This is a genomic window from Pseudomonas sp. S12(2018), from assembly GCF_024355235.1.
Classification (GTDB): Bacteria; Pseudomonadota; Gammaproteobacteria; order Pseudomonadales; family Pseudomonadaceae; genus Aquipseudomonas; species Aquipseudomonas palmensis.
Map to the genome: position 1 here is coordinate 374,871 of NZ_QLAD01000001.1, position 25,523 is coordinate 400,393.

Annotated in this window: 26 protein-coding genes and 1 pseudogene; 18 read left to right on the forward strand and 9 right to left on the reverse strand. The window is 64.0% G+C overall.

Annotation, left to right across the window (positions count from 1 at the left end; translation table 11 throughout):
* Window positions 1-32 precede the first annotated feature (32 nt).
* Together DN388_RS01840 and pdeM are read left to right on the forward strand one after the other, a co-directional pair.
* A complete protein-coding gene (locus tag DN388_RS01840; RefSeq protein WP_254996558.1) occupies window positions 33-2,492 on the forward strand; it encodes a ligase-associated DNA damage response DEXH box helicase in 2,460 nt (819 codons plus the stop codon).
* Window positions 2,493-3,152 carry a ligase-associated DNA damage response endonuclease PdeM gene (pdeM, locus tag DN388_RS01845; RefSeq protein WP_254996559.1) on the forward strand — a complete coding sequence of 220 codons (660 nt, stop codon included), beginning with the start codon at window positions 2,493-2,495 and terminating at the stop codon, window positions 3,150-3,152.
* A gap of 2 nt (window positions 3,153-3,154) precedes the next feature.
* Here pdeM and DN388_RS01850 read toward each other — a convergent pair whose 3' ends face one another.
* Together DN388_RS01850 and dcd are read right to left on the reverse strand one after the other, a co-directional pair.
* Window positions 3,155-3,382, reverse strand: a complete 228-nt coding sequence (locus DN388_RS01850; RefSeq protein ID WP_058540970.1) for a hypothetical protein — start codon at window positions 3,380-3,382, stop codon at window positions 3,155-3,157.
* Between the two features lie 100 nt (window positions 3,383-3,482).
* Complete coding sequence (gene dcd, locus DN388_RS01855; RefSeq protein WP_028943496.1) at window positions 3,483-4,049, reverse strand: dCTP deaminase; 567 nt, start codon at window positions 4,047-4,049, stop codon at window positions 3,483-3,485.
* 350 nt (window positions 4,050-4,399) lie between these two features.
* Here dcd and DN388_RS01860 point away from each other — a divergent pair, with 350 nt between their 5' ends.
* On the forward strand, window positions 4,400-4,609 hold the full coding sequence (locus DN388_RS01860) for a cold-shock protein (RefSeq protein WP_008365925.1): 210 nt from the start codon (window positions 4,400-4,402) through the stop codon (window positions 4,607-4,609).
* Window positions 4,610-4,789: 180 nt separating this feature from the next.
* Here the strand turns inward: DN388_RS01860 and apbC are convergent, their stop codons facing one another.
* Complete coding sequence (gene apbC, locus DN388_RS01865; RefSeq protein WP_058540969.1) at window positions 4,790-5,884, reverse strand: iron-sulfur cluster carrier protein ApbC; 1,095 nt, start codon at window positions 5,882-5,884, stop codon at window positions 4,790-4,792.
* A 151-nt stretch (window positions 5,885-6,035) separates the two neighbouring features.
* Between apbC and metG the strand changes: the two genes are divergently transcribed.
* The 8 genes and pseudogenes from metG to DN388_RS01905 all read left to right on the forward strand — a co-directional run bounded on the left by metG (window position 6,036) and on the right by DN388_RS01905 (window position 12,606).
* Window positions 6,036-8,075 (forward strand): methionine--tRNA ligase, encoded by a 2,040-nt coding sequence (gene metG / locus DN388_RS01870; protein ID WP_043861961.1) that lies wholly within the window; start codon window positions 6,036-6,038, stop codon window positions 8,073-8,075.
* A 91-nt stretch (window positions 8,076-8,166) separates the two neighbouring features.
* Window positions 8,167-8,742 carry an Rnf-Nqr domain containing protein gene (locus DN388_RS01875; protein WP_043861962.1) on the forward strand — a complete coding sequence of 192 codons (576 nt, stop codon included), beginning with the start codon at window positions 8,167-8,169 and terminating at the stop codon, window positions 8,740-8,742.
* Window positions 8,739-9,554 (forward strand): annotated as a pseudogene (locus tag DN388_RS01880) (RnfABCDGE type electron transport complex subunit B); the annotation flags it as partial. The gene DN388_RS01875 and the pseudogene DN388_RS01880, both read left to right, overlap by 4 nt.
* A 16-nt stretch (window positions 9,555-9,570) precedes the next feature.
* The gene (locus DN388_RS01885; RefSeq protein ID WP_043861964.1) at window positions 9,571-10,554 is read left to right on the forward strand and encodes an RnfABCDGE type electron transport complex subunit D; all 984 of its coding nucleotides are present in this window, start codon (window positions 9,571-9,573) and stop codon (window positions 10,552-10,554) included.
* Window positions 10,551-11,165 carry an RnfABCDGE type electron transport complex subunit G gene (locus tag DN388_RS01890; RefSeq protein WP_058540966.1) on the forward strand — a complete coding sequence of 205 codons (615 nt, stop codon included), beginning with the start codon at window positions 10,551-10,553 and terminating at the stop codon, window positions 11,163-11,165. Before DN388_RS01885 ends, DN388_RS01890 begins: the two co-directional genes overlap by 4 nt.
* Window positions 11,158-11,679, forward strand: a complete 522-nt coding sequence (locus DN388_RS01895; RefSeq protein WP_063612003.1) for an Rnf-Nqr domain containing protein — start codon at window positions 11,158-11,160, stop codon at window positions 11,677-11,679. The genes DN388_RS01890 and DN388_RS01895 overlap by 8 nt, the downstream gene beginning before the upstream one ends.
* 4 nt (window positions 11,680-11,683) lie before the next feature.
* Window positions 11,684-12,322 carry an endonuclease III gene (gene nth / locus DN388_RS01900; protein WP_254996560.1) on the forward strand — a complete coding sequence of 213 codons (639 nt, stop codon included), beginning with the start codon at window positions 11,684-11,686 and terminating at the stop codon, window positions 12,320-12,322.
* Window positions 12,323-12,426: 104 nt separating this feature from the next.
* Window positions 12,427-12,606, forward strand: a complete 180-nt coding sequence (locus DN388_RS01905; RefSeq protein ID WP_043861968.1) for a PA3496 family putative envelope integrity protein — start codon at window positions 12,427-12,429, stop codon at window positions 12,604-12,606.
* Window positions 12,607-12,681: 75 nt separating this feature from the next.
* On the opposite strand, the gene DN388_RS01910 is transcribed toward DN388_RS01905, so the two are convergent.
* Window positions 12,682-13,308, reverse strand: a complete 627-nt coding sequence (locus DN388_RS01910) for a response regulator transcription factor (protein WP_043861969.1) — start codon at window positions 13,306-13,308, stop codon at window positions 12,682-12,684.
* Window positions 13,309-13,775: 467 nt separating this feature from the next.
* On the opposite strand from DN388_RS01910, the gene DN388_RS01915 reads away from it, so the two are divergent.
* Window positions 13,776-14,303 (forward strand): hypothetical protein, encoded by a 528-nt coding sequence (locus DN388_RS01915; RefSeq protein ID WP_043861970.1) that lies wholly within the window; start codon window positions 13,776-13,778, stop codon window positions 14,301-14,303.
* 51 nt (window positions 14,304-14,354) lie between these two features.
* Here the strand turns inward: DN388_RS01915 and DN388_RS01920 are convergent, their stop codons facing one another.
* The gene (locus DN388_RS01920; RefSeq protein ID WP_043861971.1) at window positions 14,355-15,572 is read right to left on the reverse strand and encodes an argininosuccinate synthase; all 1,218 of its coding nucleotides are present in this window, start codon (window positions 15,570-15,572) and stop codon (window positions 14,355-14,357) included.
* Between the two features lie 134 nt (window positions 15,573-15,706).
* Window positions 15,707-16,675 carry an OmpA family protein gene (locus tag DN388_RS01925; RefSeq protein ID WP_043861972.1) on the reverse strand — a complete coding sequence of 323 codons (969 nt, stop codon included), beginning with the start codon at window positions 16,673-16,675 and terminating at the stop codon, window positions 15,707-15,709.
* A gap of 131 nt (window positions 16,676-16,806) precedes the next feature.
* Between DN388_RS01925 and pyrC the strand changes: the two genes are divergently transcribed.
* The gene (gene pyrC, locus DN388_RS01930; protein ID WP_043861973.1) at window positions 16,807-17,853 is read left to right on the forward strand and encodes a dihydroorotase; all 1,047 of its coding nucleotides are present in this window, start codon (window positions 16,807-16,809) and stop codon (window positions 17,851-17,853) included.
* A 53-nt stretch (window positions 17,854-17,906) separates the two neighbouring features.
* The gene (gene rnt, locus DN388_RS01935; protein ID WP_173925077.1) at window positions 17,907-18,518 is read left to right on the forward strand and encodes a ribonuclease T; all 612 of its coding nucleotides are present in this window, start codon (window positions 17,907-17,909) and stop codon (window positions 18,516-18,518) included.
* Between the two features lie 110 nt (window positions 18,519-18,628).
* Here the strand turns inward: rnt and DN388_RS01940 are convergent, their stop codons facing one another.
* Window positions 18,629-19,231 (reverse strand): peroxiredoxin, encoded by a 603-nt coding sequence (locus tag DN388_RS01940; RefSeq protein WP_043861975.1) that lies wholly within the window; start codon window positions 19,229-19,231, stop codon window positions 18,629-18,631.
* A gap of 236 nt (window positions 19,232-19,467) precedes the next feature.
* Here DN388_RS01940 and DN388_RS01945 point away from each other — a divergent pair, with 236 nt between their 5' ends.
* Together DN388_RS01945 and bfr are read left to right on the forward strand one after the other, a co-directional pair.
* Window positions 19,468-19,686, forward strand: coding sequence for a bacterioferritin-associated ferredoxin (locus DN388_RS01945; RefSeq protein WP_043861976.1), 219 nt, complete (start codon window positions 19,468-19,470; stop codon window positions 19,684-19,686).
* Window positions 19,687-19,887: 201 nt separating this feature from the next.
* On the forward strand, window positions 19,888-20,358 hold the full coding sequence (gene bfr / locus DN388_RS01950) for a bacterioferritin (protein ID WP_043861977.1): 471 nt from the start codon (window positions 19,888-19,890) through the stop codon (window positions 20,356-20,358).
* Between the two features lie 140 nt (window positions 20,359-20,498).
* Here bfr and grxD read toward each other — a convergent pair whose 3' ends face one another.
* Complete coding sequence (grxD, locus tag DN388_RS01955) at window positions 20,499-20,834, reverse strand: Grx4 family monothiol glutaredoxin (protein WP_038999109.1); 336 nt, start codon at window positions 20,832-20,834, stop codon at window positions 20,499-20,501.
* Between the two features lie 92 nt (window positions 20,835-20,926).
* The gene (locus tag DN388_RS01960; protein ID WP_254996561.1) at window positions 20,927-23,035 is read right to left on the reverse strand and encodes a molybdopterin oxidoreductase family protein; all 2,109 of its coding nucleotides are present in this window, start codon (window positions 23,033-23,035) and stop codon (window positions 20,927-20,929) included.
* A 390-nt stretch (window positions 23,036-23,425) separates the two neighbouring features.
* On the opposite strand from DN388_RS01960, the gene argF reads away from it, so the two are divergent.
* Complete coding sequence (argF, locus tag DN388_RS01965; protein ID WP_254996562.1) at window positions 23,426-24,346, forward strand: ornithine carbamoyltransferase; 921 nt, start codon at window positions 23,426-23,428, stop codon at window positions 24,344-24,346.
* On the forward strand, window positions 24,343-25,452 hold the full coding sequence (locus tag DN388_RS01970; RefSeq protein ID WP_043861980.1) for an ABC transporter ATP-binding protein: 1,110 nt from the start codon (window positions 24,343-24,345) through the stop codon (window positions 25,450-25,452). Before argF ends, DN388_RS01970 begins: the two co-directional genes overlap by 4 nt.
* The last annotated feature ends 71 nt before the right edge of the window (window positions 25,453-25,523 follow it).

The following is a 25,523-nucleotide window of genomic DNA, read 5'->3' on the forward strand; positions in this document are numbered from 1 at the left end:
AGACACACCCACTGCCCACAAGCGGCCCCGGCATGCGTAAACCGTCCGACCTTGCTGGCCCCTGGTTTGCCACCCGTGGCTGGAAGCCCTTCGCCTTTCAGAAGCGCGTGTGGGCCGCCGTCGCCCGCGGCGAATCCGGGTTGCTGCATGCCAGCACCGGCGCCGGCAAAACCTACGCCCTGTGGCTGGCCGCGCTGCAACACCTCCATGCCCAGGACACGCCACGCGCCAAGCACCCGGCACCGCTGCAAGTGCTGTGGATCACCCCCATGCGCGCCCTGGCCGCCGATACCGCGCGGGCCTTGCAGGCGCCACTGGACGCGTTGCAGATTCACTGGAGCCTGGGCGTGCGCAGCGGCGACACCTCCAGCGCCGAGCGTGCCCGCCAGAGCCGGCGCCTGCCCAGTGCCCTGATCACCACCCCCGAAAGCCTGACCCTGCTGCTGACCCGCGATGCGGCGCAGAGCGAGTTCGCCAGCCTGCGCCTGGTGGTGGTGGACGAATGGCACGAACTGCTCGGCAACAAGCGCGGTGTACAACTGCAGTTGGCCCTGGCGCGCCTGCGCCGCTGGCACCCGGGCCTGATCGTATGGGGCATCTCGGCCACCCTGGGCAACCTGGAGCATGCCCGCGACGTGCTGCTGCCCGAGGGCGGTTGCCTGGTGCAAGGCCGCCAGGACAAGCGCATCGAGGTCGATACCCTGCTGCCCGAAGCCATCGAGCGCTTCCCCTGGGCCGGGCACATGGGGCTCAAGATGCTCGCGCAGGTGCGCGATGAGGTGGCGCGCAGCAGCAGTTGTCTGGTGTTCACCAACACCCGCGCCCAGGCCGAGCTGTGGTATCAGGCGCTGCTGGAGGCGCGCCCCGACTGGGCCGGCATCATTGCCCTGCATCACGCCTCGCTGGCCCGCGAAACCCGCAACTGGGTCGAGCAGAGCCTGAAACAGGGCCAGCTCAAGGCAGTGGTATGTACCTCAAGCCTCGACCTGGGGGTGGATTTTCTGCCCGTCGAACGGGTGTTGCAGATCGGCTCGGCCAAGGGCGTGGCGCGTCTGATGCAGCGCGCCGGGCGCTCGGGGCACGCGCCGGGCCGCCCTTCGCGGGTGACCCTGGTACCGACCCACAGCCTGGAGCTGGTGGAGGCCGCCGCCGCCCGCGAGGCCGTGGCAGCACGCCAGATAGAGGCAAGGCGCTCTCCGGCGCTGTGCATGGATGTGCTGGTGCAGCACCTGGTGAGCATGGCCCTGGGGGCCGGGTTTCGCCCCCCGCAACTGCTCGAGGAAGTGCGCAGCACCTGGGCCTATCGGCACCTGCGCGACGAACAGTGGCAATGGGCGCTGGAATTCGTGCGCAACGGCGGTGCCTCGCTGGGCGCCTACCCTGACTATCACCGGGTCATCGAAGCGCCGGACGGGGTATGGCGGGTGGCCAACGCGCGCCTGGCGCGCCGCCACCGCATGGGCATCGGCACCATCGTCAGCGATGCGAGCATCCAGCTGAAGTTCTGGAGCAAGGGAGGCGGCGGGCGCAACCTGGGCAGTGTCGAGGAAGCCTTCGTTGCCCGCCTGCGCCCGGGCGATGCCTTCCTGTTCGCCGGGCGCACGCTGGAGCTGGTGCGCATCGACAACATGACCGCCTATGTGCGTCGCAGCACCGCACGCAAACCTGCCGTACCACGCTGGAACGGCGGGCGCATGCCGCTTTCCAGCGAGCTGGCCAGGGCCGTGGTCGAGCAGCTCGACAGCGCCGCGCACGGTCGCTACCACGGGCCGGCCATGCAGGCGGTCAAGCCATTGCTGGAGCTGCAGCGGCGCTGGTCGGTGATCCCCACCCACGACATGCTGCTGGCCGAGACCTGGACCTCGCGTCAGGGCTGCCATCTGTTTCTCTATCCATTTGCCGGGCGCACCACCCACCTTGGGCTGGCCAGCCTGCTGGCGTGGCGCTACAGCCGCCGCCAGCCGGCGAGTTTCTCGATTGCGGTGAACGACTACGGCCTGGAACTGCTGTGCCCTGGCGAAGTGCCGTGGGCGGCCATGCTGCCGGACCTGCTGAGCCCCGATGAACTGCTCGAGGACGTGCTGGCCAGCCTGAATGCCGGCGAAATGGCCATGCGCCGTTTTCGCGAAATCGCGCAGATCTCCGGGCTGGTGTTCGGCGGCTATCCCGGCTCGCACAAGAGCACCCGGCAGATCCAGGCGTCCAGCGGCCTGTTCTTCGAGGTGTTCCGCCAGCACGACGCGGGCAACCTGCTGCTGGGCCAGGCCCGTGACGAGGTGCTGAACGCAGAGCTTGAGATCGACCGGCTGGCGCAGGTACTGGGCCGGCTGGGCGGTTTGCGCCTGCATCTGCAGCCGCTTGCGCGCCCGGGCCCGCTGGCCTTTCCGCTGCTGGTGGAAGGCATGCGCGAAACCCTGAGCACGGAAAAGCTCGCCGACCGCATCGCCCGCATGGTCGCCGACCTGGAAAAGGCCGCGAGCCGGGAGCGCTGAATGAGTCACTGCCTGAACATCGACGTACAGGGCGAGCAGCTCTGGCTGCTGGGGGACAAGGCGCTGTACTGGCCGGCGCGCAGGGTGATGCTGGTGGCCGATGTGCATATCGGCAAGGCGGCGGCATTTCGCGCCCAGCACCTGCCCGTGCCCCGCGGCACCACGCAATCGACCCTGCAACGCCTGGACCGGCTGCTGACCAGCTACCCGTGCGAAGAGCTGATCGTGCTGGGCGACTTTCTGCACGCACGCACCGGCCGCGCCGCGGCCACGCTGGAACGCGTGCGGCAATGGCGGGAACGGCACGCCCGGCTGAAGATCACGCTGATACGCGGCAACCACGACCTGCATGCCGGCGACCCGCCCGAGGGGCTGCGCATCGATGTGCTTGACGGCCCGCTGCTGCTGGGGCCGTTCGCCTTGCAGCACGAGCCCGAGCCCCATGCCACGCACCTGGTGCTGGCCGGCCACGTACACCCGGTGTATGTGCTGCGGGGGCGCGCGCGGCAACGCCTGCGCCTGCCCTGCTTCGTGATCGGCGAACGGCTCGGCCTGCTGCCGGCCTTCGGGGACTTCACCGGCGGCTGGGCAGTGCAGCCTCAGCCGGGTGAGCGCGTGTACCTGACGGCAGACGCGCAGGTATGGCCGGTCAAGCCCTAGGCTCAGGCAACCGGTGCCGGTGGCGGTTCATCAGGGAGTGTGGGTTCACCCGGTTCCATCGGCGGGTTATCGCCTGGCTGCGGCGGCGACGGGGTGTCCGGGCCAGGCTGGCCGGGGACGCCACCGGCCTGCATCAGTGGCGGCTGCGCGAGCAATGACCAGGCCACCAGCCCAATCTGATTGGGCTGCAGCACGGCAAGTTTGGCGCTGATTGAGGGGTCGAGTTTCATAGGCGGCTCCTGAGCGAAGTCCGACACGCCTCCTGGCGTGCCGGGACGGTTCATCTGCTTGGAGTGCCTTGCCGGCGAGTAATTCCCTCGCTTCGTCGGCTCAGGTGCGCGGCAGGGTCACACCGCGCTGGCCCTGGTACTTGCCGCCGCGGTCCTTATAGGACACTTCGCACTCTTCGTCGGACTCCAGGAACAGCATCTGCGCCACGCCTTCGTTGGCGTAGATCTTGGCCGGCAGGGTGGTGGTGTTGGAGAACTCCAGGGTCACGTGGCCTTCCCACTCCGGCTCGAGCGGGGTGACGTTGACGATGATGCCGCAACGGGCATAGGTGCTCTTGCCCAGGCAGATGGTCAGCACGTTGCGCGGGATGCGGAAGTACTCGACGGTGCGCGCCAGGGCGAAAGAGTTGGGCGGGATGATGCACACGTCGCTCTTGACGTCGACGAAGCTGCCGGCGTCGAAGTTTTTCGGATCGACGGTGGCCGAATTGATGTTGGTGAACACCTTGAACTCGTCGGCGCAGCGCACGTCGTAGCCGTAGCTGGAAACGCCGAAGGAGATCAGCCGGTTGTCGCTTTCGCCGCGTACCTGACGCTCGACGAAGGGCTCGATCATGCCGTGTTCCTGCGCCATGCGGCGAATCCACTTGTCCGATTTGATGCTCATGGCGGGTGTCCTGAAATAGCGTGGTGAAGAAATTCTGTGGGGCATCTTACCGGGCCCGGCGCCGGGTTCAAAGTTCCGTGCGGTGTTGGCGGCAAGATCCGCGTCATACGGGGCCTGCGCGGGGTATCGCGGCGCCGTCAGTCTTGAATTGCACGAAAGCTGAACAAGACCATTGGCACGTTCTGGAAAAAGGGTTATGGTGACGCCACTGTGCTGCACGTGTCACTGAGAATCTCTACCTGATGCAAGATCTCGATCAACCCATCTTCATGAATTTTCTGCCTCTTTGCACTCAGTCTCGGCCAGGGCGTTTCCTGAGCCGTAATTAACTTTGTCCAAGGAGACAGACCATGTCCAATCGCCAAACCGGTACCGTTAAGTGGTTCAACGATGAAAAAGGCTTCGGCTTCATCACCCCACAATCCGGTGACGACCTGTTCGTACACTTCAAAGCCATTCAAGCTGACGGCTTCAAAAGCCTGAAAGAAGGCCAGCAGGTCTCTTTCGTCGCTACCCGCGGCCAGAAAGGCATGCAAGCTGAAGAAGTACAAGTTATCTAACTTGCGCTTCACTGCTTGAAAAAAGCCCTGCCCTCACCGGCGGGGCTTTTTTTTGCCTTGCCGGTGGGCCTGCCCGTAGGAGCCGGCGTTGCCGGCGAAGGCAACACCGCAGTACCTGCCTGGTGAAGCAGTGGGCCCTTCGCCGGCAACGCCGGCTCCTACACAGGCGAGGGTATCGACTCAGTCTTCGCTGATGGTGATATTGGGCATCGCCGGCGCCGCCGCTTCCTGCAGCACGATGCGCGCCCCCACCTGCCGTGCCAGTTCCTGGTACACCATGGCAATCTGACTTTCAGGCTCGGCAATCGCAGTCGGCTTGCCGCTGTCGGCCTGCTCGCGAATCAGCATCGACAGGGGCAGCGAAGCCAGCAGCTCCACACCGTACTGCGCCGCCAGCTTCTCGCCACCACCTTCACCGAACAGGTGCTCGGCATGCCCGCAGTTCGAGCAGATATGCACGGCCATGTTCTCGACCACGCCCAGCACCGGGATATTCACCTTGCGGAACATCTCCACACCCTTTTTCGCGTCCAGCAGCGCAAGGTCCTGCGGCGTGGTCACGATCACCGAACCGGCCACCGGCACCTTCTGCGCCAGGGTCAGCTGGATGTCGCCGGTGCCCGGCGGCATGTCGATCACCAGGTAGTCGAGGTTGTCCCAGGCGGTCTGGGTCACCAGTTGCAGCAACGCACCGGAGACCATCGGGCCACGCCATACCATCGGCGTGTTGTCGTCGGTAAGAAACGCCATCGACATGACTTCCACGCCATGCGCACGCAACGGCACGAACCACTTCTGGTCGCGGATCTGCGGCCGGGTCCCTTCGGCGATACCGAACATCACGCCCTGGCTGGGGCCATAGATGTCGGCATCCAGGATACCCACCCGCGCCCCTTCACGGGCCAGGGCCAGGGCCAGGTTGGCGGCGGTGGTGGACTTGCCCACACCGCCCTTGCCCGAGGCAACGGCCACGATGTTCTTGACGTTGGCCAGGCCCGGAATCTGCGCCTGGGCCTTGTGTGCGGCGATCACACAGGTGATCTCGACCTGTGCCGAGGCCACGCCCTCGATCCCCTCGACGGCGGTCTGCAGCACCTGGGCCCAGCCGTTCTTGAACAGGCCGGCGGCATAGCCCAGCTCCAGGGCCACGCTGACCCGGTCGCCCTGGATATCGATGCTGCGCACACACCCGGCGCTGACCGGGTCCTGGTTCAGGTAAGGGTCGGTGTATTGGCGAAGGACGGTTTCAACCGCTGCGCGAGTGACGGCGCTCATGGAGACTCCCGATAAAAGACTGAATGAAACAGGTCGCTATGCTAACCCGTGAAACAACGGCAGATACGTCCATGGGGTGAAATATATTTCCCATCGTTTTATAGTGGCCGATCACCGTTCATACCCTGTAGCCGAAAGTAGCCGAGCCCCCATGTCCGAGCCACGCCAGATTCTCGTCACCAGCGCCCTGCCCTATGCCAACGGGTCGATCCACCTTGGCCACATGCTCGAGTACGTTCAGACAGACATGTGGGTGCGCTTCCAGAAGTACCGCGGCAACCAGTGCACCTACGTGTGCGCCGACGACGCGCACGGTTCGGCGATCATGCTGCGCGCCGAGAAAGAAGGCATTACCCCCGAACAACTGATCGCGAACGTGCAGGCCGAGCACTGCGGCGACTTTGCCGACTTTCTGGTGGAGTTCGACAACTACCATTCGACCCACGCCGACGAAAACCGCGAGCTGTCGAGCCAGATCTACCTGAAACTGCGTGACGCCGGGCATATCGCCACGCGCTCGGTCACCCAGTATTTCGACCCCGACAAGCAGATGTTCCTGGCCGACCGCTTCATCAAGGGCACCTGCCCCAAATGCGCGGCCGACGACCAGTATGGCGACAACTGCGAAAAATGCGGCGCCACCTACGCGCCGACCGAACTGAAGAACCCCAAGTCGGCCATCTCCGGCGCCACCCCGGTGCTCAGGGACTCCCAGCACTTCTTCTTCAAGCTGCCCGACTTCCAGGCCATGCTGCAGCAGTGGACCCGCAGCGGCACACTGCAGGACGCCGTGGCCAACAAGTTGGCCGAATGGCTGGATTCCGGCCTGCAGGAATGGGACATCTCCCGTGATGCGCCGTACTTCGGCTTCGAGATCCCGGGCGAGCCGGGCAAGTACTTCTATGTGTGGCTGGACGCGCCGATCGGCTACATGGCCAGCTTCAAGAACCTGTGCGACCGCACGCCGGAACTGGACTTCGACGCCTACTGGAAAAAAGACTCCAGCGCCGAGCTGTACCACTTCATCGGCAAGGACATCGTCAACTTCCACGCGCTGTTCTGGCCGGCCATGCTCGAAGGCGCCGGCTACCGCAAGCCGACCGCAATCAACGTGCACGGCTACCTGACGGTCAACGGCCAGAAGATGTCCAAGTCCCGTGGCACCTTCATCAAGGCGCGCACCTACCTCGACCACCTGTCGCCGGAATACCTGCGCTACTACTACGCGGCAAAGCTGGGCCGTGGCGTGGATGACCTGGACCTGAACCTGGAAGACTTCGTGCAGAAGGTCAACTCGGACCTGATCGGCAAGGTGGTCAACATCGCCAGCCGCTGCGCAGGGTTCATCCACAAGGGCAACGGCGGCGTGATGGTGGCCGGCGACGCCGCACCGGAGCTGACCGAGGCCTTCCTGGCTGCGGCACCGGGTATCGCCGACGCCTACGAAGGCCGCGACTTCGCCCGTGCGATGCGCGAAATCATGGGCCTGGCCGACCGCGCCAACGCCTGGATCGCCGACAAGGCCCCGTGGTCGCTGGCCAAGCAGGAAGGCAAGCAGGACGAAGTGCAGGCCGTGTGCGCCCAGGGCATCAACCTGTTCCGCCAGCTGGTGATCTTCCTCAAGCCGGTGCTGCCGCAACTGGCCAGCGATGCCGAGGCGTTCCTGAACGTCGCGCCGCTGACCTGGAACGACCACCAGAGCCGTCTCGAGAACCACCAGCTGAACCCGTTCAAGGCATTGATGACCCGCATCGACCCGGTCAAGGTGCAAGCCATGGTCGACGCTTCCAAGCAGGACCTGGCCGCCAGCCAGACCAGCGTGGTCACCGGCAACGGCGAACTGACCAAGGACCCGCTGTCGGCCGAGATCGACTTCGACACCTTTGCCGCCGTCGACCTGCGGGTAGCGCTGATTCTCAAGGCCGAAGCCGTGGAAGGGGCCGACAAGCTGCTGCGACTGACCCTGGACATCGGTGACGAGCAGCGCAACGTGTTCTCCGGCATCAAGTCCGCCTACCCGGACCCGAGCAAGCTGGAAGGTCGTCTGACCATGATGATCGCCAACCTCAAGCCACGCAAAATGCGCTTTGGCGTGAGCGAGGGGATGGTCATGGCCGCAGGCCCTGGCGGCGAGGAGATCTACCTGCTCAGCCCTGACAGCGGCGCCAAGCCGGGTCAGCGCATCAAGTAAGTGCCACGCCCCGACCCTGACCGGCCGGGGCGTTCTCATTGCACCGTGATTGCCGGATAATGGCGCACAGCCTCTTGCCTGTGGCGCGCCCATGACCGAACTGCTCCTTACCCTTATCAGCGCTGCGCTGGTCAACAACCTCGTGTTGCACCAGGCCCTCGCGCTCGACCCGCTGCTGCAGCCCGTCGAGCCGGCGTCACGTCGCCGGGTGCACGCACTGGGGTTGGCGACGCTGGTGCTGATGGTGCTGGCGGTCGTACCGGGGCAGTTGCTTTACCGCTACGGGTTGCGCCCGCTGCAACTGGAGTACCTGCGCCTGTTCGTGTTCCTGCCGCTGTGCGTTCTGCTGGCAGCGCCGGTGCTGAACCGGTTGCAACGCCAACTGCCACACTGGCCGTTCACCGGCCTCAAACCCTTGCTGCTGGGCAATGCCGCCGTCCTGGGCCTTGCCCTGCAAGCCAGCGATGCCACGCTCGACCCGTTCGCCACCCTGGCCCTGAGCCTGGGCGGCGGCCTGGGCTTCTGGCTGGCGCTGTGCCTGTTCGACGACCTGCGCCAACGCAGCGACGCGGCCCCCGTGGCCTTGCGCGGCCTGCCCATCGAGCTGATCGGCGCAGGGATCATGGCCCTGGCCTTTCTCGGTTTCAACGGACTGTTCACCTCATGAGCCTGATTCAACGCATCGACGCCCTGCTGCCCCAGACCCAATGCGGCAAGTGCGGTCATGCCGGCTGCCAGCCTTACGCCCAGGGGCTGGCGGCGGGCGAGGCGATCAACAAGTGCCCACCCGGCGGCAGCGAGACCATTGCCGCACTGGCAGCACTGCTGCAGGTGCCGGTGATTGCCCTGGATACCGACCGCGGCAGTGCGCCCGCCCAGGTCGCCTTCATTCGCGAGGCCGAATGTATCGGTTGCACCAAATGCATCCAGGCCTGCCCGGTGGACGCCATCGTCGGCGCCGCCAAGCTGATGCACACAGTCATCAGCGCCGAATGCACCGGCTGCGACCTGTGCGTGGCGCCTTGCCCGGTCGACTGCATCGACCTGCTGCCACTGCCTGCCGACAGCCCTATCGTGCCGATCGTCGGCGGCCTGGCGCACACCCGGCCACAGCAGCTCGCCCGCGCCGCCCGGCGCAGCCATGCACGCCACCGCTTCGAGCAGCGTGCTCAGCGCCTGCAACGCGAAGAGGCGCGCAAGCAGGCCGAACGCATCGCGCGCAGCCAGCGGCCCGCCCCGAACGCGGCGGCTGCGGTGCCGGCCGACGACCCGATCAAGGCCGCGATTGCGCGGGTGCAGGCGCAAAAGGCTGCAGCCGCCGATGCGGCGCTGAAAAAGGCCAAGATTGCCGCGGCCATGAGTCGCGCCCAGCTGACCAAGGCGCGCACAGCCTTTGGCGACTCGCCAAGCCCGGCGCAGCAAGCGCAACTGGCTGAGCTGCAGCAAGCGCAGCAACAGGCCCAGGCTCACCTGGAATCACTGCTGGCGGTAAGCGATGCTGCCCGCGCCTGACCCGGGCGAACGCCTGCGCGCCAGCCTGCGCCTGGTGCTGCTGGCGTGCCTGCCCGGCTTGCTGGCACTGACCTGGCTGCACGGTTGGGGCACCCTGCTCAACCTGCTGCTGACCACCACCGCGGCGCTGGCGACCGAAGCGGTGCTGCTGCGCGCCCAGCGCCGCCCGGTGCGTGCTGCACTGGGCGATGGCAGCGCCCTAGTCAGCGCCACGCTGCTGGCCATCGCCCTGCCCGCCTACCTCGCCTGGTGGGTGCCGGTGATTGCCAGCGCAAGCGCCCTGGCCCTGGGCAAGCATGTGTACGGCGGGCTTGGCAAGAATCCGTTCAACCCGGCCATGCTCGGCTATGCCGTGGCCCTGGTCAGCTTTCCGGCCCAGATGACCCAGTGGCCCGGGCCGCAACCGCTGGACCTGGGCACCAGCCTCGAAGCGGTGTTCGGCTTGGCCGTCCGACCCGACGCCTGGGCCCAGGCGACGGTGCTGGATGTGGTGCGCCACAACCAGAGCCTGACCATCGACGAACTGTTCGGCCAGCACCCTGCCTTCGGCCGATTCGCCGGCGCAGGCAGCGAGTGGGTCGCCCTGGCCTTCCTGGCCGGTGGCCTGTTGTTGCTGCAGCGCAAGGTGTTCAGCTGGCATGCCCCGGTGGCCATGCTGGGCAGCCTGTTCATCATGAGCCTGCTGGGCTGGAACGGCTCGGGCTCCGACTCCAATGGCTCGCCGCTGTTTCACCTGCTGGCCGGCTCCAGCCTGTTCGTCGCGTTCTTCATCGTCACCGAACCGGTCAGCGGCCCCAGGGCGGCCAGCGCACGCCTGCTGTTCGGCGCCGGGGTGGGCGTGCTGGTCTATCTGATCCGTACCTGGGGTAGCTACCCCGACGGCAGTGCGTTCGCCGTGCTGCTGATGAACCTGTGCGTGCCGGCGCTCGAACGCTGGGCCGCGCGGCGCCAAGGGCAGCCGGCATGACCCCCCGGGCGCGTGCAGTGCTGCTGGTGGCGGCTGTGGCGTGCCTGGCCATCGGCTGCGCCATTGGCTGGGCGCAGTTGAACGCCGCGCGTATCAGCCAGGCTGAACTGCAGCTCAAGGCCAGGAGCCTGCTGAGCGTGCTGCCGGCAGAGCGCTACGACAACCAGCCGCTGCAACGCCCCCTCGCACTGCCCGCACCGACCCTGGCCCATAGCACCCTGCTGGCCGGCTACCGCGCGACCCTGCTCGGCCAGCCCAGCGCCGTGGTGCTGCACAGCCGGGTACAGGGCTATGCGGGGCCACTGGACCTGCTGATCGCCATCGACAGCCACGGCCGCCTGCTGGCCACCCGGGTGCTGCAGCACCAGGAAACGCCAGGGCTTGGCGGCAAGTTGAGTGAACCGGGCAACACCTGGCTACGCGGGTTCGAGGGCCGCACGCTGGCGGACACCCCCGATCCGGCCTGGGCCCTCAAGCGCGATGCCGGCCAGTTCGACCAGCTGGCCGGCGCCAGCGTGACCTCCCGCGCTGTGATCCGGGCGGTGCACGATGCCCTGCGCTACTTCGACGAACACTCCCTCTATCTGCTGGGTACCGGTGAACATGAATAGCCGCAGCCTGCTCATCCTCAGCCTGGCCCCGATGCTGGGCGCCAGCCAGACCCTGGCCCAGGCCGCAGCGCTGGCGTTGTTCAGCCTGTTGAGCCTGTGCCTGCACCGGTTGTGCATGACGCCCTTGCGCCCGCTGCTGCAAGGGCTGCAGACCACGCTGGTCAGCGTGCTGCTGGCGGCGATGCTGGTGACCTGCCTGGAGCTGAGCCTGCGCGCCTGGGCCCTGGAGGTTCACGCGCAACTGGGCATCTACCCGGCGCTGATCGCACTGCAATGCGTGCTGCTGGAACAGAGCTTCGAGCGCCATCGCGGCGTCGCGCAAGGCCTGCTGGTGGTCATCGGCTTGTGTACAGTGCACCTGCTGCTGGGCCTGTGCCGCGAACTGCTGGGCTCTGCCGGGCTGCGCCTGGCCCAACTGACCCCGGGCGCACTGATCCTGCTGGGCCTGCTACTGGCCATTTTCAACCGGGTGCGGCGCAAGCCGGCCCCCTCTAGCCGTCAAGGAAGCCTCTGAGCCCATGAATGCTGCCAAACGCCTGGAAATCTTTCGCAGGCTGCACGAAGACAACCCGGACCCGAAGACCGAGCTGGTCTACACCACCCCCTTCGAACTGCTGATCGCGGTCATCCTCTCGGCGCAATCCACCGACGTGGGGGTCAACAAGGCCACCGCACGCCTGTACCCGGTGGCCAACACGCCCCAGGCCATCTACGACCTGGGCGTTGAAGGGTTGTCCAGCTACATCAAGACCATCGGCCTGTACAACAGCAAGGCCAAGAACGTCATCGAAACCTGTCGCCTGCTGATCGAGCGCCACGGCGGCGAAGTGCCGCAAACCCGCGAAGCCCTCGAAGCATTGCCCGGGGTGGGCAGAAAGACGGCCAACGTGGTGCTCAACACCGCATTTCGCCAGCCGACCATGGCGGTGGACACGCATATCTTCCGGGTCAGCAACCGCACCCGTATCGCCCCCGGCAAGACGGTGCTGGAGGTGGAAAAGGCATTGATGAAGTTTGTGCCCAAGGACTATCTGCTGGATGCGCACCACTGGCTGATACTGCATGGGCGCTATGTATGCCAGGCGCGCAAGCCACGCTGTGGAAGCTGCCGTATCGAGGACCTTTGCGAGTACCCGCAAAAAACCTCCGACGATTGAACAAATAGTTGAATCGGTTGCGCACGATTGAAAAAATCTTTTTTACCGGCTCTGAAAATATCGCTATAAGGTGCGCCAATAGCCCTCTTGGCATGGAGTGACTTATGAGCACCGATAACGAAGAGCTGGATATCGACGTCGAGCCGGACACGGCAGACGAACAGGAAACGGAAAGCCCGCCCGAAACGGCGAAGACCAACCTCAGCAAGCGTCGCACCATCGACAACATGCTGGAAGAACGCCGCCTGCAAAAGCAGTTGGCCGATTACGACTTCGATCTTTGACGGCCCACTTCAGGTCGCGGGCGGGCCGTCTCTAGCGCATGCAGGGGCCAGGCAGTCGCCCTGTCAAGGTCTGGTTCACACCAGGCCGTTACGCTGGGCCAGTTCGATAAGGTCCACCAGGGAGCGCGCATTGAGCTTGAGCAACAGGCGCGTCTTGTAGGTACTCACCGTCTTGTTGCTCAGAAACATGCCGTCGGCAATCTCCTTGTTGGTCTTGCCACGTGCCAGTTGCTGCAGCACCATCATCTCCCGCCCCGACAGACGTTCGACCATATCCGCTTCGCTGGAACCGCCAAGATTCGAACGCACCGAGTGCAGGGCCTGGTTGGGGAAGTAGCTGTAACCGGAGAGGACCGCCTTGATGGCGCTGAGCAGCTCGGTAAGGTCCTGCTGCTTGCAGACATAACCCGCGGCGCCCGCCTGCATGCACCGCATCGAAAAATGCCCAGGTGCCTGTGAGGTCAGCACCAGTACCTTTATGTTCACGTCATTGGAGGTCAACCTTGCGATGACCTCCAGCCCATCGAGCTTGGGCATGCCGATATCCAGTATCACGATATCGGGCAGGTGTTTCTTGACCAGCTGCAGCGCGTCCACTCCGTTGTCGGTCTCTGCGACAACTTCATAGCCATGCCGCTCCATCAGCATGCGTACAGCCAGGCGAATGACCGGATGATCATCCACGATCAGCACTTTATTCATGGGCAAAATCCAATTTTCGCTGTTCGATTTTTTGAGCCCGCACAATAGCCTAGTCAACCGGCATAGTGCATTGCAGCTTCCTTGACAGTTGCACGACAAGACCAGACCTACCTAAATAGAAGATTATTCCTACAAAACTTCCTGATAGCAGGCGTTAAGCAGAAACAATCATTGCGTCGTTCGAGGCGTGCATGCAGTGCGAACAAACACTAACACCGCACTCTCGCCACGTTCCATATGACAACGCTCGCCCGCACGCAGGAAATATCCGTGATATTTGACTAACCCGGGTATCAATCCTGTCACGGCGTTTTATCGCGTCGAAGTTGCACCGAAGTATTTCCTGAGGACGATCCATAACCCCCTGAACACCGAAGTACCCAGGCCGCATAGTGGTTCCAAAAACAATGCGAACCCTGACCCTTGCGCCCACGAAACAGCGCTCACGCCGAGCAGCAGGCACGTACATGAGCAACGTCGAACCGAAAAGCCCACTGACGATCATTGCTATTTTCGCGGGTATCATCGAAGCCTCTGCGTTGGCCTCACTGCCCTTTCTTGGCGAAGACAGCCAGGGTATCTACACGTGGTTTCTGGTGGGCTTTCCACCCTTTCTGACAATCCTGTTTTTCCTGACGCTCAACTTCAACAGCAAGACGCTGTATTGCCCGGAGTACAACGAGGACACGCCTGAAGTTCAGGATGAACCCAAAGACTGGCCAACTTCAGAACAACGTGAAAGTCACCTGCCGCCTGCCCGTTCTGCCTTTGCACAATTGACCACACAAGCCCCACCCCTGGGTTGCGACGCCATGGCACCCGCTATCTCGACCATCGTCATTTCCGGTGCACACAGCACATCGCTGATCGAATACCTTGTCACTCAGGCCATCACGCAACAGCCCAGGCTGGGCACGCTGGTCATCCACAACCTTGAAACCGGCACGCAGACCACACTGACCACCCATGCCCTGGGCGCCGAGCCACCGCAATGAAGGCATAAAAAAACCCGGCCTCAGGCCGGGTTCCTTTCGTTCAAGCGCCCCTCACACCAGTGAGCGGCCCTTGTTCGCGGCAATGCGCAGGCGAAGTGCGTTGAGCTTGATGAAGCCCGCCGCGTCGGCCTGGTTGTAGGCGCCGCCGTCTTCTTCGAAGGTGGCGATGTTGGCATCGAACAGCGAATCGTCAGACTTGCGACCGGTGACGATCACGTTGCCCTTGTACAGCTTCAGGCGAACCACACCGTTCACGTTCAACTGCGAAGCATCGATCATCTGTTGCAGCATCAGACGCTCAGGGCTCCACCAGTAGCCGGTGTAGATCAGGCTGGCGTACTTGGCCATCAGCTCATCCTTGAGGTGAGCCACTTCGCGGTCCAGGGTGATGGACTCGATCGCACGGTGCGCGCGCAGCATGATGGTGCCGCCCGGGGTTTCGTAGCAGCCACGGGACTTCATGCCCACATAGCGGTTCTCGACGATGTCCAGGCGACCGATGCCGTTCTCGCCGCCGATGCGGTTCAGGGTGGCCAGGACGGTGGCCGGAGTCATCTCGACGCCGTCCAGCGCCACGACGTCGCCGTTGCGGTAGGTCAGTTCCAGGTAGGTCGGAACGTCAGGGGCGTTTTCTGGCGACTTGGTCCAGCGCCACATGTCTTCTTCGTGCTCGGTCCAGGTATCCTCCAGCACGCCGCCCTCGTAGGAGATGTGCAGCAGGTTGGCGTCCATCGAGTACGGCGACTTCTTCTTGCCGTGACGCTCGATCGGGATACCGTGCTTCTCGGCGTAGTCCATCAGCTTCTCGCGCGAGAGCAGGTCCCACTCGCGCCATGGGGCGATGACCTTGACGCCTGGCTTGAGCGCGTAGGCACCCAGCTCGAAACGTACCTGGTCGTTGCCCTTGCCGGTGGCGCCATGGGAAATGGCGTCGGCGCCGGTTTCGTTGGCGATCTCGATCAGACGCTTGGCGATCAGCGGACGTGCGATGGAAGTACCCAGCAGGTACTCGCCTTCGTAGACGGTGTTGGCGCGGAACATCGGGAACACGAAATCGCGGACGAATTCTTCTCGCAGGTCATCGATGTAGATCTCTTTGACACCCATGGCCTGAGCCTTGGCGCGGGCCGGTTCGACCTCCTCGCCCTGCCCCAGATCGGCGGTGAACGTCACCACTTCACAGTTGTAGGTATCTTGCAGCCACTTGAGAATCACCGAAGTATCAAGGCCGCCGGAATACGCCAGTACGACCTTTTTTACGTCCGCCATGCCATCACTCCACGGGTTGTACGGAAAGCCGGTGATTCTACCGGCCTTACCGCAGAATTTACAGTGGGGCGACAGCTTGTGACGACAAAGCGACAGAAATTGTCGTCGGCGCGACCGGCGGTCGCACCGTCGAATCAGGCGGCGGGTTTGCCTGCCTGGGCGGCCGGCGTCTGTGTGGGTGCCGGCGCAGGCGGGGTCGCTGCCGGTTCGGCAGGCTTGTGCGGGGCAACCTCTGCGGGCTTCTCGACCGGGGTGACGCGGTCGAGCTGGATGTTCACCCGGCGGTTGCGTGCCCGATTGGCGGCATTGGTATTGGCCGCCAGCGGATAGCGCTCGCCATGAAAGCGCACGGTGATCTGCTCTTCGGGGATGCCATGGGCCTTGAGGTAGTCCTGCACCGCCAGGGCGCGGCGACGCGAGAGGTCACGGTTGGTCAGGCGGTTGCCGCTGTTGTCGGAGTGGCCATCGAGCTCGATGTGGTTGACCGTGGGGTCGGCCTTGAGGAAGTCGATGATCACGTCCAGGCGGGCACGTGCATCGGCATCCAGATCGATACCTCCGCCCGGAAAGCCCACGCGTGCCTGGCGCACCTGGTCATAGTTCATCGGCAGCAGCTTGGCCGCACAGGCCTGGTAGTCACCGTAGGCACGGTTGAACTTCACCGGCAGCACGCGCACTTCCATGCTGCGCCCGGCTTCGCCGGTGTAGTTGCGCACCACGGTGCTGCGCCCGTCCAGCAGGCCATTGATGAGCCGGCTGGCCTGGCCCTGGGAGCTGTTGAACAGCACGCCGCTGCGCGCCATGCGCACCGCGCCCAGGTTGATGTCGCCACGCCCGGGCTGCCACGGTGCGGCGGCGGCCAGCAGGGTCGCGGAGCCGGCGCCCAGCACATTGCTGGTGGAGCGCAGCTGGAAGGTGGCCTGCTCGCCCGCGCGGCGCACGAACTCGCCGCTGCCGAAATCGGCGATCGGCTGGATCAGCCGGCATTCGAACTGATCGCCCTCGACCTTCCACTCGACGTTCTCCACGCGAGTCTGGAAGGTGAGTGCCACGGCCGGCAGGCTGGCAAACATACTGAGCAGGGCTAGGTAACGCTGGCGCACGGGCGGCTCCACAAATTTCTTACGGCATACCTGCAAGCTATCGGACGCCCTGCGCAAAACTTGATAGCGAGTGCTCGGATCGGGCTTTTCCGGTAGCATTCACCGGGAGTTCGAACCGCCTGGAATCCCCAATGTCCGACCGCCTGACCCTCCTGCGTCCCGACGACTGGCACATCCATCTTCGCGATGGCGCTGTATTGCCCCATACCGTCGGCGACGTGGCGCGCACCTTTGCCCGCGCCATCATCATGCCCAACCTGGTACCGCCGGTACGCAACACTGCCGAAGCCGACGCCTATCGCCAGCGCATCCTGGCCGCCCGCCCTGCCGGCAGCCGCTTCGAACCGCTGATGGTGCTGTACCTCACCGACCGCACCCAGCCCGAGGACATTCGCGCGGCCAAGGCCAGCGGATTCGTGCATGCCGCCAAGATGTACCCGGCCGGCGCGACCACCAACTCGGACTCCGGCGTGACCAGCGTCGACAAGATTTTCCCGGTGCTCGAAGCCATGGCCGAGGTGGGCATGCCGCTTCTGGTGCACGGCGAAGTGACGCGCCCCGAGATCGACGTGTTCGATCGCGAGAAGCTGTTCATCGACGAGCATCTGCGCCGTGTGGTCGAACGCTTCCCCACGCTCAAAGTGGTGTTCGAGCACATCACCACTGCCGAAGCCGTGCAGTTCGTCAACGAGGCCCCGGCCAACGTCGGCGCGACCATCACCGCCCAGCACCTGCTGTACAACCGCAACCACATGCTGGTGGGCGGTATTCGCCCGCACTTCTACTGCCTGCCGATCCTCAAGCGCAACACCCACCAGGTGGCTCTGCTCGACGCAGCCACCAGCGGCAGCAGCAAGTTCTTCCTCGGCACCGATTCGGCGCCCCACGCCCAGCATGCCAAGGAAGCCGCCTGCGGCTGTGCCGGCTGCTACACCGCGTTCGCCGCCATCGAGCTGTACGCCGAGGCGTTCGAACAGCGCAACGCGCTGGACAAGCTGGAAGGTTTCGCCAGCCTGCATGGCCCGGCGTTCTACGGCCTGCCGGCGAACACCGACCACATTACCCTGGTCCGCGAAAGCTGGACCGCCCCAGGCAGCCTGCCGTTCGGCGAGCAGACTGTCATCCCGCTGCGCGCCGGTGAGCAACTGCGCTGGCGCCTGCTGGAGGAGACTGTGTGAGCGACGATTACGAAGACGACCAGGAAGGTCAAGGCGGCGGTTCGCGCCATCCGATGGCAGAGCGCTTTCGCGGCTACCTGCCGGTGGTGGTGGATGTTGAAACCGGTGGTTTCAACTGCGCCACCGATGCACTGCTGGAAATAGCCGCAGTCACCATCGGCATGGACGAAAAGGGCTTCCTGTTCCCGGAGCACACCTATTTCTTCCGCGTCGAACCCTTCGAGGGCGCCAATATCGAACAGGCGGCCCTGGACTTCACCGGCATCAAGCTCGATCACCCGCTGCGCATGGCGGTCAGCGAAGAGTCGGCGCTGACCGACATCTTCCGCGGCGTGCGCAAGGCCCTCAAGGCCAATGGCTGCAAGCGCGCGATCCTGGTGGGGCACAACAGCAGTTTCGACCTGGGCTTCCTCAACGCGGCCGTGGCGCGCCACGACATGAAGCGCAACCCCTTCCACCCATTCTCCAGCTTCGACACCGCCACCCTGGCTGGCCTGGCCTATGGTCAGACCGTGCTGGCGCGGGCCTGCCAGAGCGCCGACATTGACTTTGACGGGCGTGAAGCACACTCGGCGCGCTACGACACCGAGAAGACGGCCGAGCTGTTCTGCGGCATCGTCAATCGCTGGAAGGAAATGGGCGGCTGGCAGGACTTTCGCGACTGACCGCTTCGCCGGCCGGCGCCTGCAGACGCTACGCGACGCAGGAGCCAGCCTTGCTGGCGAACAGGCATAAAAAAACCGGCCACCAGGGCCGGTTTTTTCATGCGTGGCGCTTACAGCTTGCCAGCATTCTCGCTCAGGTAGGCAGCAACGCCTTCTGGCGAAGCGGTCATGCCCTTGTCGCCTTTTTTCCAGTTGGCAGGGCAGACTTCGCCGTGCTCTTCGTGGAATTGCAGCGCGTCGACCAGACGGATCAGCTCTTCCATGTTGCGGCCCAGCGGCAGGTCGTTGACGATCTGCGAACGGACAACACCCTTGTCGTCGATCAGGAACGCGCCACGGAAGGCCACGCCGCCTTCGGACTCGACGTCGTAGGCCTGGGCGATTTCGTGCTTGAGGTCGGCAGCCATGATGTATTTGACCGGGCCAATACCGCCGGCGTTGATCGGGGTGTTGCGCCAGGCGTTGTGGGTGAAGTGCGAGTCGATCGAAACGGCGATCACTTCAACGTTGCGCGCCTTGAAGTCGTCCATGCGGTGATCCAGGGCGATCAGCTCGGACGGGCAGACGAAGGTGAAGTCCAGTGGGTAGAAGAACACCAGGCCGTACTTGCCCTTGATAGCCGAAGCCAGGTTGAAGCTGTCGACGATCTCGCCGTTGCCCAGTACTGCAGGTACGGTGAAGTCCGGGGCGTTTTTGCCTACGAGCACGCTCATTCGATATCTCCTGATGGTATTGAATGGTTTGCGCAGCCGACCCGCAGGTCCGCTGGCATGACACAAGAACTGCCCATCATACACCGACCGACGCCGTGCGCCGAGCGAATGCCAGCCCACTGCCAGACTGACCGCCGGTCGCTCTGGAACGGGCCTCTGCACAAGGTACTTTGACAAGCATTCTCATTAGCATTAAGCTCCCCGACATCAAGCCTTTACCAGCGATGGTCTCCCTTATGTATGTGTGTCTTTGTGTTGGTGTTACCGACGGACAGATCCGCGATGCGATTTACGAAGGATGCTGCAGCTACAAGGAAGTCCGTGCCGCCACCAACGTGGGCACCCAGTGCGGCAAATGTGCCTGCCTGGCCAAGGAAGTGGTACGTGAAACCCTGACCAAACTGCAGGTCAGCCAGGCCGCCCTGCCTTATCCGGTAGAATTTACCGCAGCCTGAAAACAGCGAATTTGAAGAACCGGACCTCGTGTCCGGTTTTTTTATGCCTGCAATTCAAGTAGTTAGGCTTAAAACGCGGAACACAAACATTCTTATTCCGATTAATTTTCATTTATTATTCAATAACTTAGGTTTGACACTGGAAGTTGTCGGGCTCAGACTCGTGCTTATCGACACACTTACGCAGGGCAGGACCCCATCATGAAAGGCGACGTTAGCGTCATCCAGCATCTCAACAAGATCCTCGGAAACGAGCTGGTCGCAATCAACCAATACTTCCTGCATGCGCGCATGTACGAAGACTGGGGTCTGGAAAAGCTCGGCAAGCACGAATACAAAGAATCCATCGACGAGATGAAACACGCTGACAAACTGATCAAGCGCATCCTGTTTCTCGAAGGTATTCCCAACGTCCAGGACCTGGGCAAGCTGCTGATTGGCGAACACACCAAGGAAATGCTCGAGTGCGACCTGCGCCTGGAGCAGAAAGGCCTGATCGACCTGAAGGCGGCGATTGCGCATTGCGAGACCGTGGGCGACTTCGGCAGCCGCGAACTGCTCGAAGACATCCTCGAGGCCGAGGAAGAGCATATCGACTGGCTGGAAACCCAGTTGAGCCTGATCGACAAGGTCAGCCTGGAAAACTACCTGCAGTCGCAGATGGGCGAGTAATCACGCCCAACCGGCTGTAACCAAAGCCCCGCCTGTGCGGGGCTTTTTTTCGCCTGGGGTAACCGGCCTTGCCGGCCACCGGGCCCAGGCAGGCACAAAAAAGCCCCGCAGATGCGGGGCTCTTCAGTGCAGAACCGGATTCAGGCCTTGGCCGCCTCGGCCTTGGCAGCGGCGTCCTTGATCAGGGTCTGCAGCTCGCCGTTGGCAAACATCTCGGCCATGATATCGCTGCCGCCGACCAGCTCACCGCCCACCCACAGTTGCGGGAAGGTCGGCCAGTTGGCGTACTTGGGCAGGTTGGCGCGGATTTCCGGGTTCTGCAGGATATCCACGTAAGCGAACTTCTCGCCACAACCCATCACGGCTTGCGCCGCCTTGGCCGAAAAGCCGCACTGCGGGGCATTCGGCGAGCCTTTCATGTAAAGCAGAATGGTGTTGTTGGCAATCTGCTCTTTGATTGTTTCGATAATATCCATGAAGCACCTCGCGGCTGAACTTTCCGACCTGGTTGTCGGCACGGTGACGCATTGTATCGGAAAGCCGAGCGTGACGCTCGGCCTTGCCGATATCAGGCCGCAACCACCTCTACCACCACCCCGTTGAGCGCCGCATTGCCCGATACCGCGTCGCGCTGACGCTCGTCGGTCAGATCGTTGGCACTGGCCCCTGCTTGCGCCTGAGCGATGCCCAGGCGCATGCCTGGCCGCCCATGGCCGAAGCCGTGTGGCAGGCTGACCACGCCGGGCATCATATCGGTGCTGGCGAGCACCTCCACCTCGATGCTGCCCACGCGCGAGCTGACGCGCACTCGCTGGCCGTCCTGCAACTGCCGGCCGGCCAGGTCGTCGGGATGCATCAGCAACTGGTGGCGCGGCTTGCCCTTCACCAGGCGATGGTAGTTGTGCATCCAGGAGTTGTTGCTGCGCACATGCCGACGCCCGATCAGCACCAGTTGCGTGGCGTGAGGCAAAGCTTGCGCGGCGAAGCGCTGAAGGTCGGTCAGGATCACCGCGGGCGCGGCCTCGACACACTGGCTGGCAGTTTTCAGCCGCGCACCGAGGTTGGGCTGCAACGGCCCCAGGTCGATACCGTGGGGATAGCGCTCGAGGGTGTGCAGCGACAGGTCGAACACGCTGCCCTGGCCATGGGGCCCGCCGCGCAAGCCCAGGTCGATCATCTGCGCGGGTGTCAGGGTCGGTTTGAGCGGCTTGTCGGCCAGTGCCGCGAAGGCCTTGGCCAGGCCGACGAAGATCTCCCAGTCGTGCAGCGCGCCTTCGGGCTTGGGCAGGATCGCCCGGTTGAAGCGGCTGACGTTGCGCACCGCCAGCAGGTTGAAGGTGGTGTCATAGTGATCGTTCTCCAGCGCCGAGGTGGACGGCAGGATCAGGTCGGCATGGCGCGTGGTCTCGTTGATGTACAGGTCGATGCTGAGCATGAACTCCAGCCCTTGCAGCGCCCGCTCCAGCTGCCGTCCATTGGGCGTGGAGAGCACCGGGTTGCCGGCCACGGTGACGAGTGCACGCACCTGCCCTTCGCCCTCGCACAGCATCTCTTCGGCCAGTGCCGCCACCGGCAGCTCGCCTGCGTACTCGGGCAGGCCCGACACACGGCTCTGCCAGGCGTTGAAATGCCCGCCGCTGGTACTGGCCACCAGGTCCACTGCCGGCTGGGTGCACAAGGCGCCGCCGACCCGATCCAGATTGCCACTGACCAGGTTGATCATCTGCACCAGCCAATGGCACAGGGTGCCGAAAGCCTGGGTCGAGATGCCCATGCGCCCATAGCACACGGCCTTGTCGGCGGCGGCGAAGTCACGGGCCAACTGGCGGATCTGCTCGGCCTCGATGCCACAGCGCGGGCCCATGGCTTCGGCTGTGAACGGCGCGATTGCCTCGCGCACCGCGTCCAGCCCGGCCACCGGCAGGTGCGTGGTACGGCTCAGGCCTTCCTCGAACAGGGTGTTGAGCAGCCCGCACAGCAGCGCCGCATCAGTGCCTGGGCGCACGAACAGGTGTCGGTCGGCCATGGCCGCGGTCTCGCTGCGCCGCGGGTCGACCACCACCAGCTTGCCGCCCCGTGCCTGCAGGGCCTTGAGGCGCTTTTCGACATCGGGCACAGTCATGATGCTGCCGTTGGAAGCCAAGGGGTTGCCGCCCAGAATCAGCATGAAGTCGGTATGGTCGATGTCCGCAATCGGCAACAGCAGGCCATGGCCGTACATCAGGTAGCTGGTCAGGTGCTGCGGCAACTGGTCGACCGAGGTCGCGGAAAAGCGGTTGCGCGTCTTGAGCAGGCCCAGGAAATAGTTGCTGTGGGTCATCAGGCCGTAGTTGTGCACGCTGGGGTTGCCCTGGTACACCGCCACCGCGTTCTGACCATGGCGCTGCTGCAGGGCCCAGAGCTTCCGGGCGGCCAGCGCGAACGCCTCGTCCCAGCCGATGGCCTGCCATTGCTCGCCGATGCGGCGCATGGGAGTACGCAGGCGGTCCGGATCGTTCTGGATGTCCTGCAACGCAACGGCCTTGGGACAAATATGGCCACGGCTGAAAGTGTCCAGCGCATCGCCCTTGATCGACGTGATGCGCGGCGCCTGCCCAGGCTCATGGGCCACTTCCAGGGTCAGGCCGCAGATGGCTTCGCACAGATGACAGGCACGGTGATGCACGCTTTTGCTCATGGCCGCCTCTTGTTGTAGGTCTGATTAGCGACCTCGACTATGGCCCTGCCCCGCCCCCCTCGCCAGTGACGTTCGTGGCGTGAATCGCCCGGCATCAGGCAAGGCGATGGTCGCGGCGCGCTGGCACCTGTACCGCGCATGCGTTGCAAAGGCCTCGGCGGGCAGTGTACAAAGCCTGTCCGGCCCAATAAAAAGCGTCACCCAACGGCTTGCAACACATTCGGCAACGTCGAGTTCGCAGCCCCCACTTGGTAAGACGCGACATTTAATTATAGTATTGCGCCTTTCCCTATTTCGTCGCCCCGTGCGGCTTTCGCCGCAGGTCACTTCCGTTGTTTTCGAAAACCGGCTTTTGATGATCTGCGGTCTGTTGCAAAAAGGTAGTCAATGATGAGCGCTAGGCACTTTCTCTCCCTGATGGATTTCACCGCCGAAGAACTGGTCAGTGTGATCCGCCGAGGGATCGAGCTGAAGGACCTGCGTAACCGCGGCGTACTCTTCGAACCCCTGAAAAACCGCGTGCTGGGCATGATTTTCGAAAAGTCGTCCACGCGTACCCGGCTGTCGTTCGAAGCCGGCATGATCCAGCTCGGTGGCCAGGCCATCTTCCTGTCGCCACGCGATACCCAGCTGGGCCGTGGCGAGCCGATCGGTGACTGCGCCATCGTCATGTCGCGCATGCTCGACGCGGTGATGATCCGTACATTTGCCCACAGCACGCTCACCGAGTTCGCCGCCAATTCGCGGGTACCGGTGATCAACGGCCTGTCCGACGACCTGCACCCGTGCCAGCTGCTGGCCGACATGCAGACTTTCCTCGAACACCGCGGCTCGATCCAGGGCAAGACCGTGGCCTGGGTGGGCGATGGCAACAACATGTGCAACAGCTATATAGAAGCGGCCATCCAGTTCGACTTCCAGCTGCGCATCGCCTGCCCCGAGGGCTATGAGCCCAACCCGGCGTTCGTGGCCCAGGCCGGCGAGCGCGTGCAGATCCTGCGCGACCCCAAGGACGCCGTGCGCGGTGCACACCTGGTGAGCACCGATGTCTGGACTTCCATGGGCCAGGAGGAGGAAACTGCACGGCGCCTGGCGCTGTTTGCGCCTTACCAGGTCAACCGCGAACTGCTCGACCTGGCGGCTGCGGATGCCCTGTTCATGCACTGCCTGCCCGCCCACCGTGGCGAGGAAATCAGCCTGGACCTGCTCGACGACCCCCGTTCGGTCGCCTGGGACCAGGCCGAAAACCGCTTGCATGCACAGAAGGCGCTTCTCGAATATCTTGTCGAACCGGCCTATCACCACGCATGAGTCAACCTCTACTGCTTAACCTGCGCGACCTCGCCTGCGGCTATGGCGAGCAGCGCATCGTCCAGAACCTCAACCTGCACCTCAACGCCGGCGACATCGGTTGCCTGCTGGGTTCCTCGGGGTGCGGCAAGACCACCACGCTGCGCGCCATCGCCGGTTTCGAGCCGGTGCACGAGGGCGAGATCAGCCTGGCGGGCGAAGTCATCTCCAAGGCCGGCTTCACCCTGGCCCCGGAGAAGCGCCGCATCGGCATGGTGTTTCAGGACTACGCGCTGTTCCCGCACCTGACCGTGGCCGAGAACATCGCGTTCGGCATCGGCAAGCACCCGCGCCAGCGCCAGGTGGTCGATGAAATGCTCGAGCTGGTGAAGCTGGACAAGCTTGGCGGGCGCTACCCGCACGAGCTGTCCGGCGGCCAGCAACAGCGTGTGGCCCTGGCCCGTGCCCTGGCACCCGAGCCGCAACTGCTGCTGCTGGACGAGCCGTTCTCCAACCTCGACGTGGAACTGCGCCGACGCCTCAGTCATGAGGTGCGTGACATCCTCAAGAGTCGCGGCACGAGCGCGATCCTGGTCACCCATGACCAGGAAGAGGCCTTTGCCGTCAGCGACCATGTGGGCGTGTTCAAGGAAGGCCGCCTGGAGCAGTGGGACACCCCGTACAACCTCTACCACGAACCGTTCACACCGTTCGTGGCCAGCTTTATCGGCCAGGGCTATTTCATCCGTGGCCAGCTGACCAGCCCCGAATCGGTGCAGACCGAACTGGGCGAGCTGCGCGGCAATCGGGCCTACACCCTGCCCCAGGGCAGCGCGGTGGATGTGCTGCTGCGCCCGGACGACATCGTGCATGCGCCCCACAGTGCCTTGAAGGCAAGCATCGTCGGCAAGAGCTTCCTCGGTGCGTCCACCCTGTACCGCCTGCAACTGGGTACCGGCAGCCAGCTCGAAGCGATCTTCCCGAGCCATATCGACCATCAGGTCGGTGGCGAGGTGGGCATTGAAGTGGCGGCGGACCACCTGGTGCTGTTCCCGGTGGCCGGCACGGTGCCGGCACAACTGCCGGTGGCGGAGAACGGCGTGCGACGCTACAGCGCGGCGCTCTGATAAGGCTTCGCCAGCAAGGCTGGCTCCTACAGGAAATTGCCTGGCCTACTGTAGGAGCCAGCCTTGCTGGC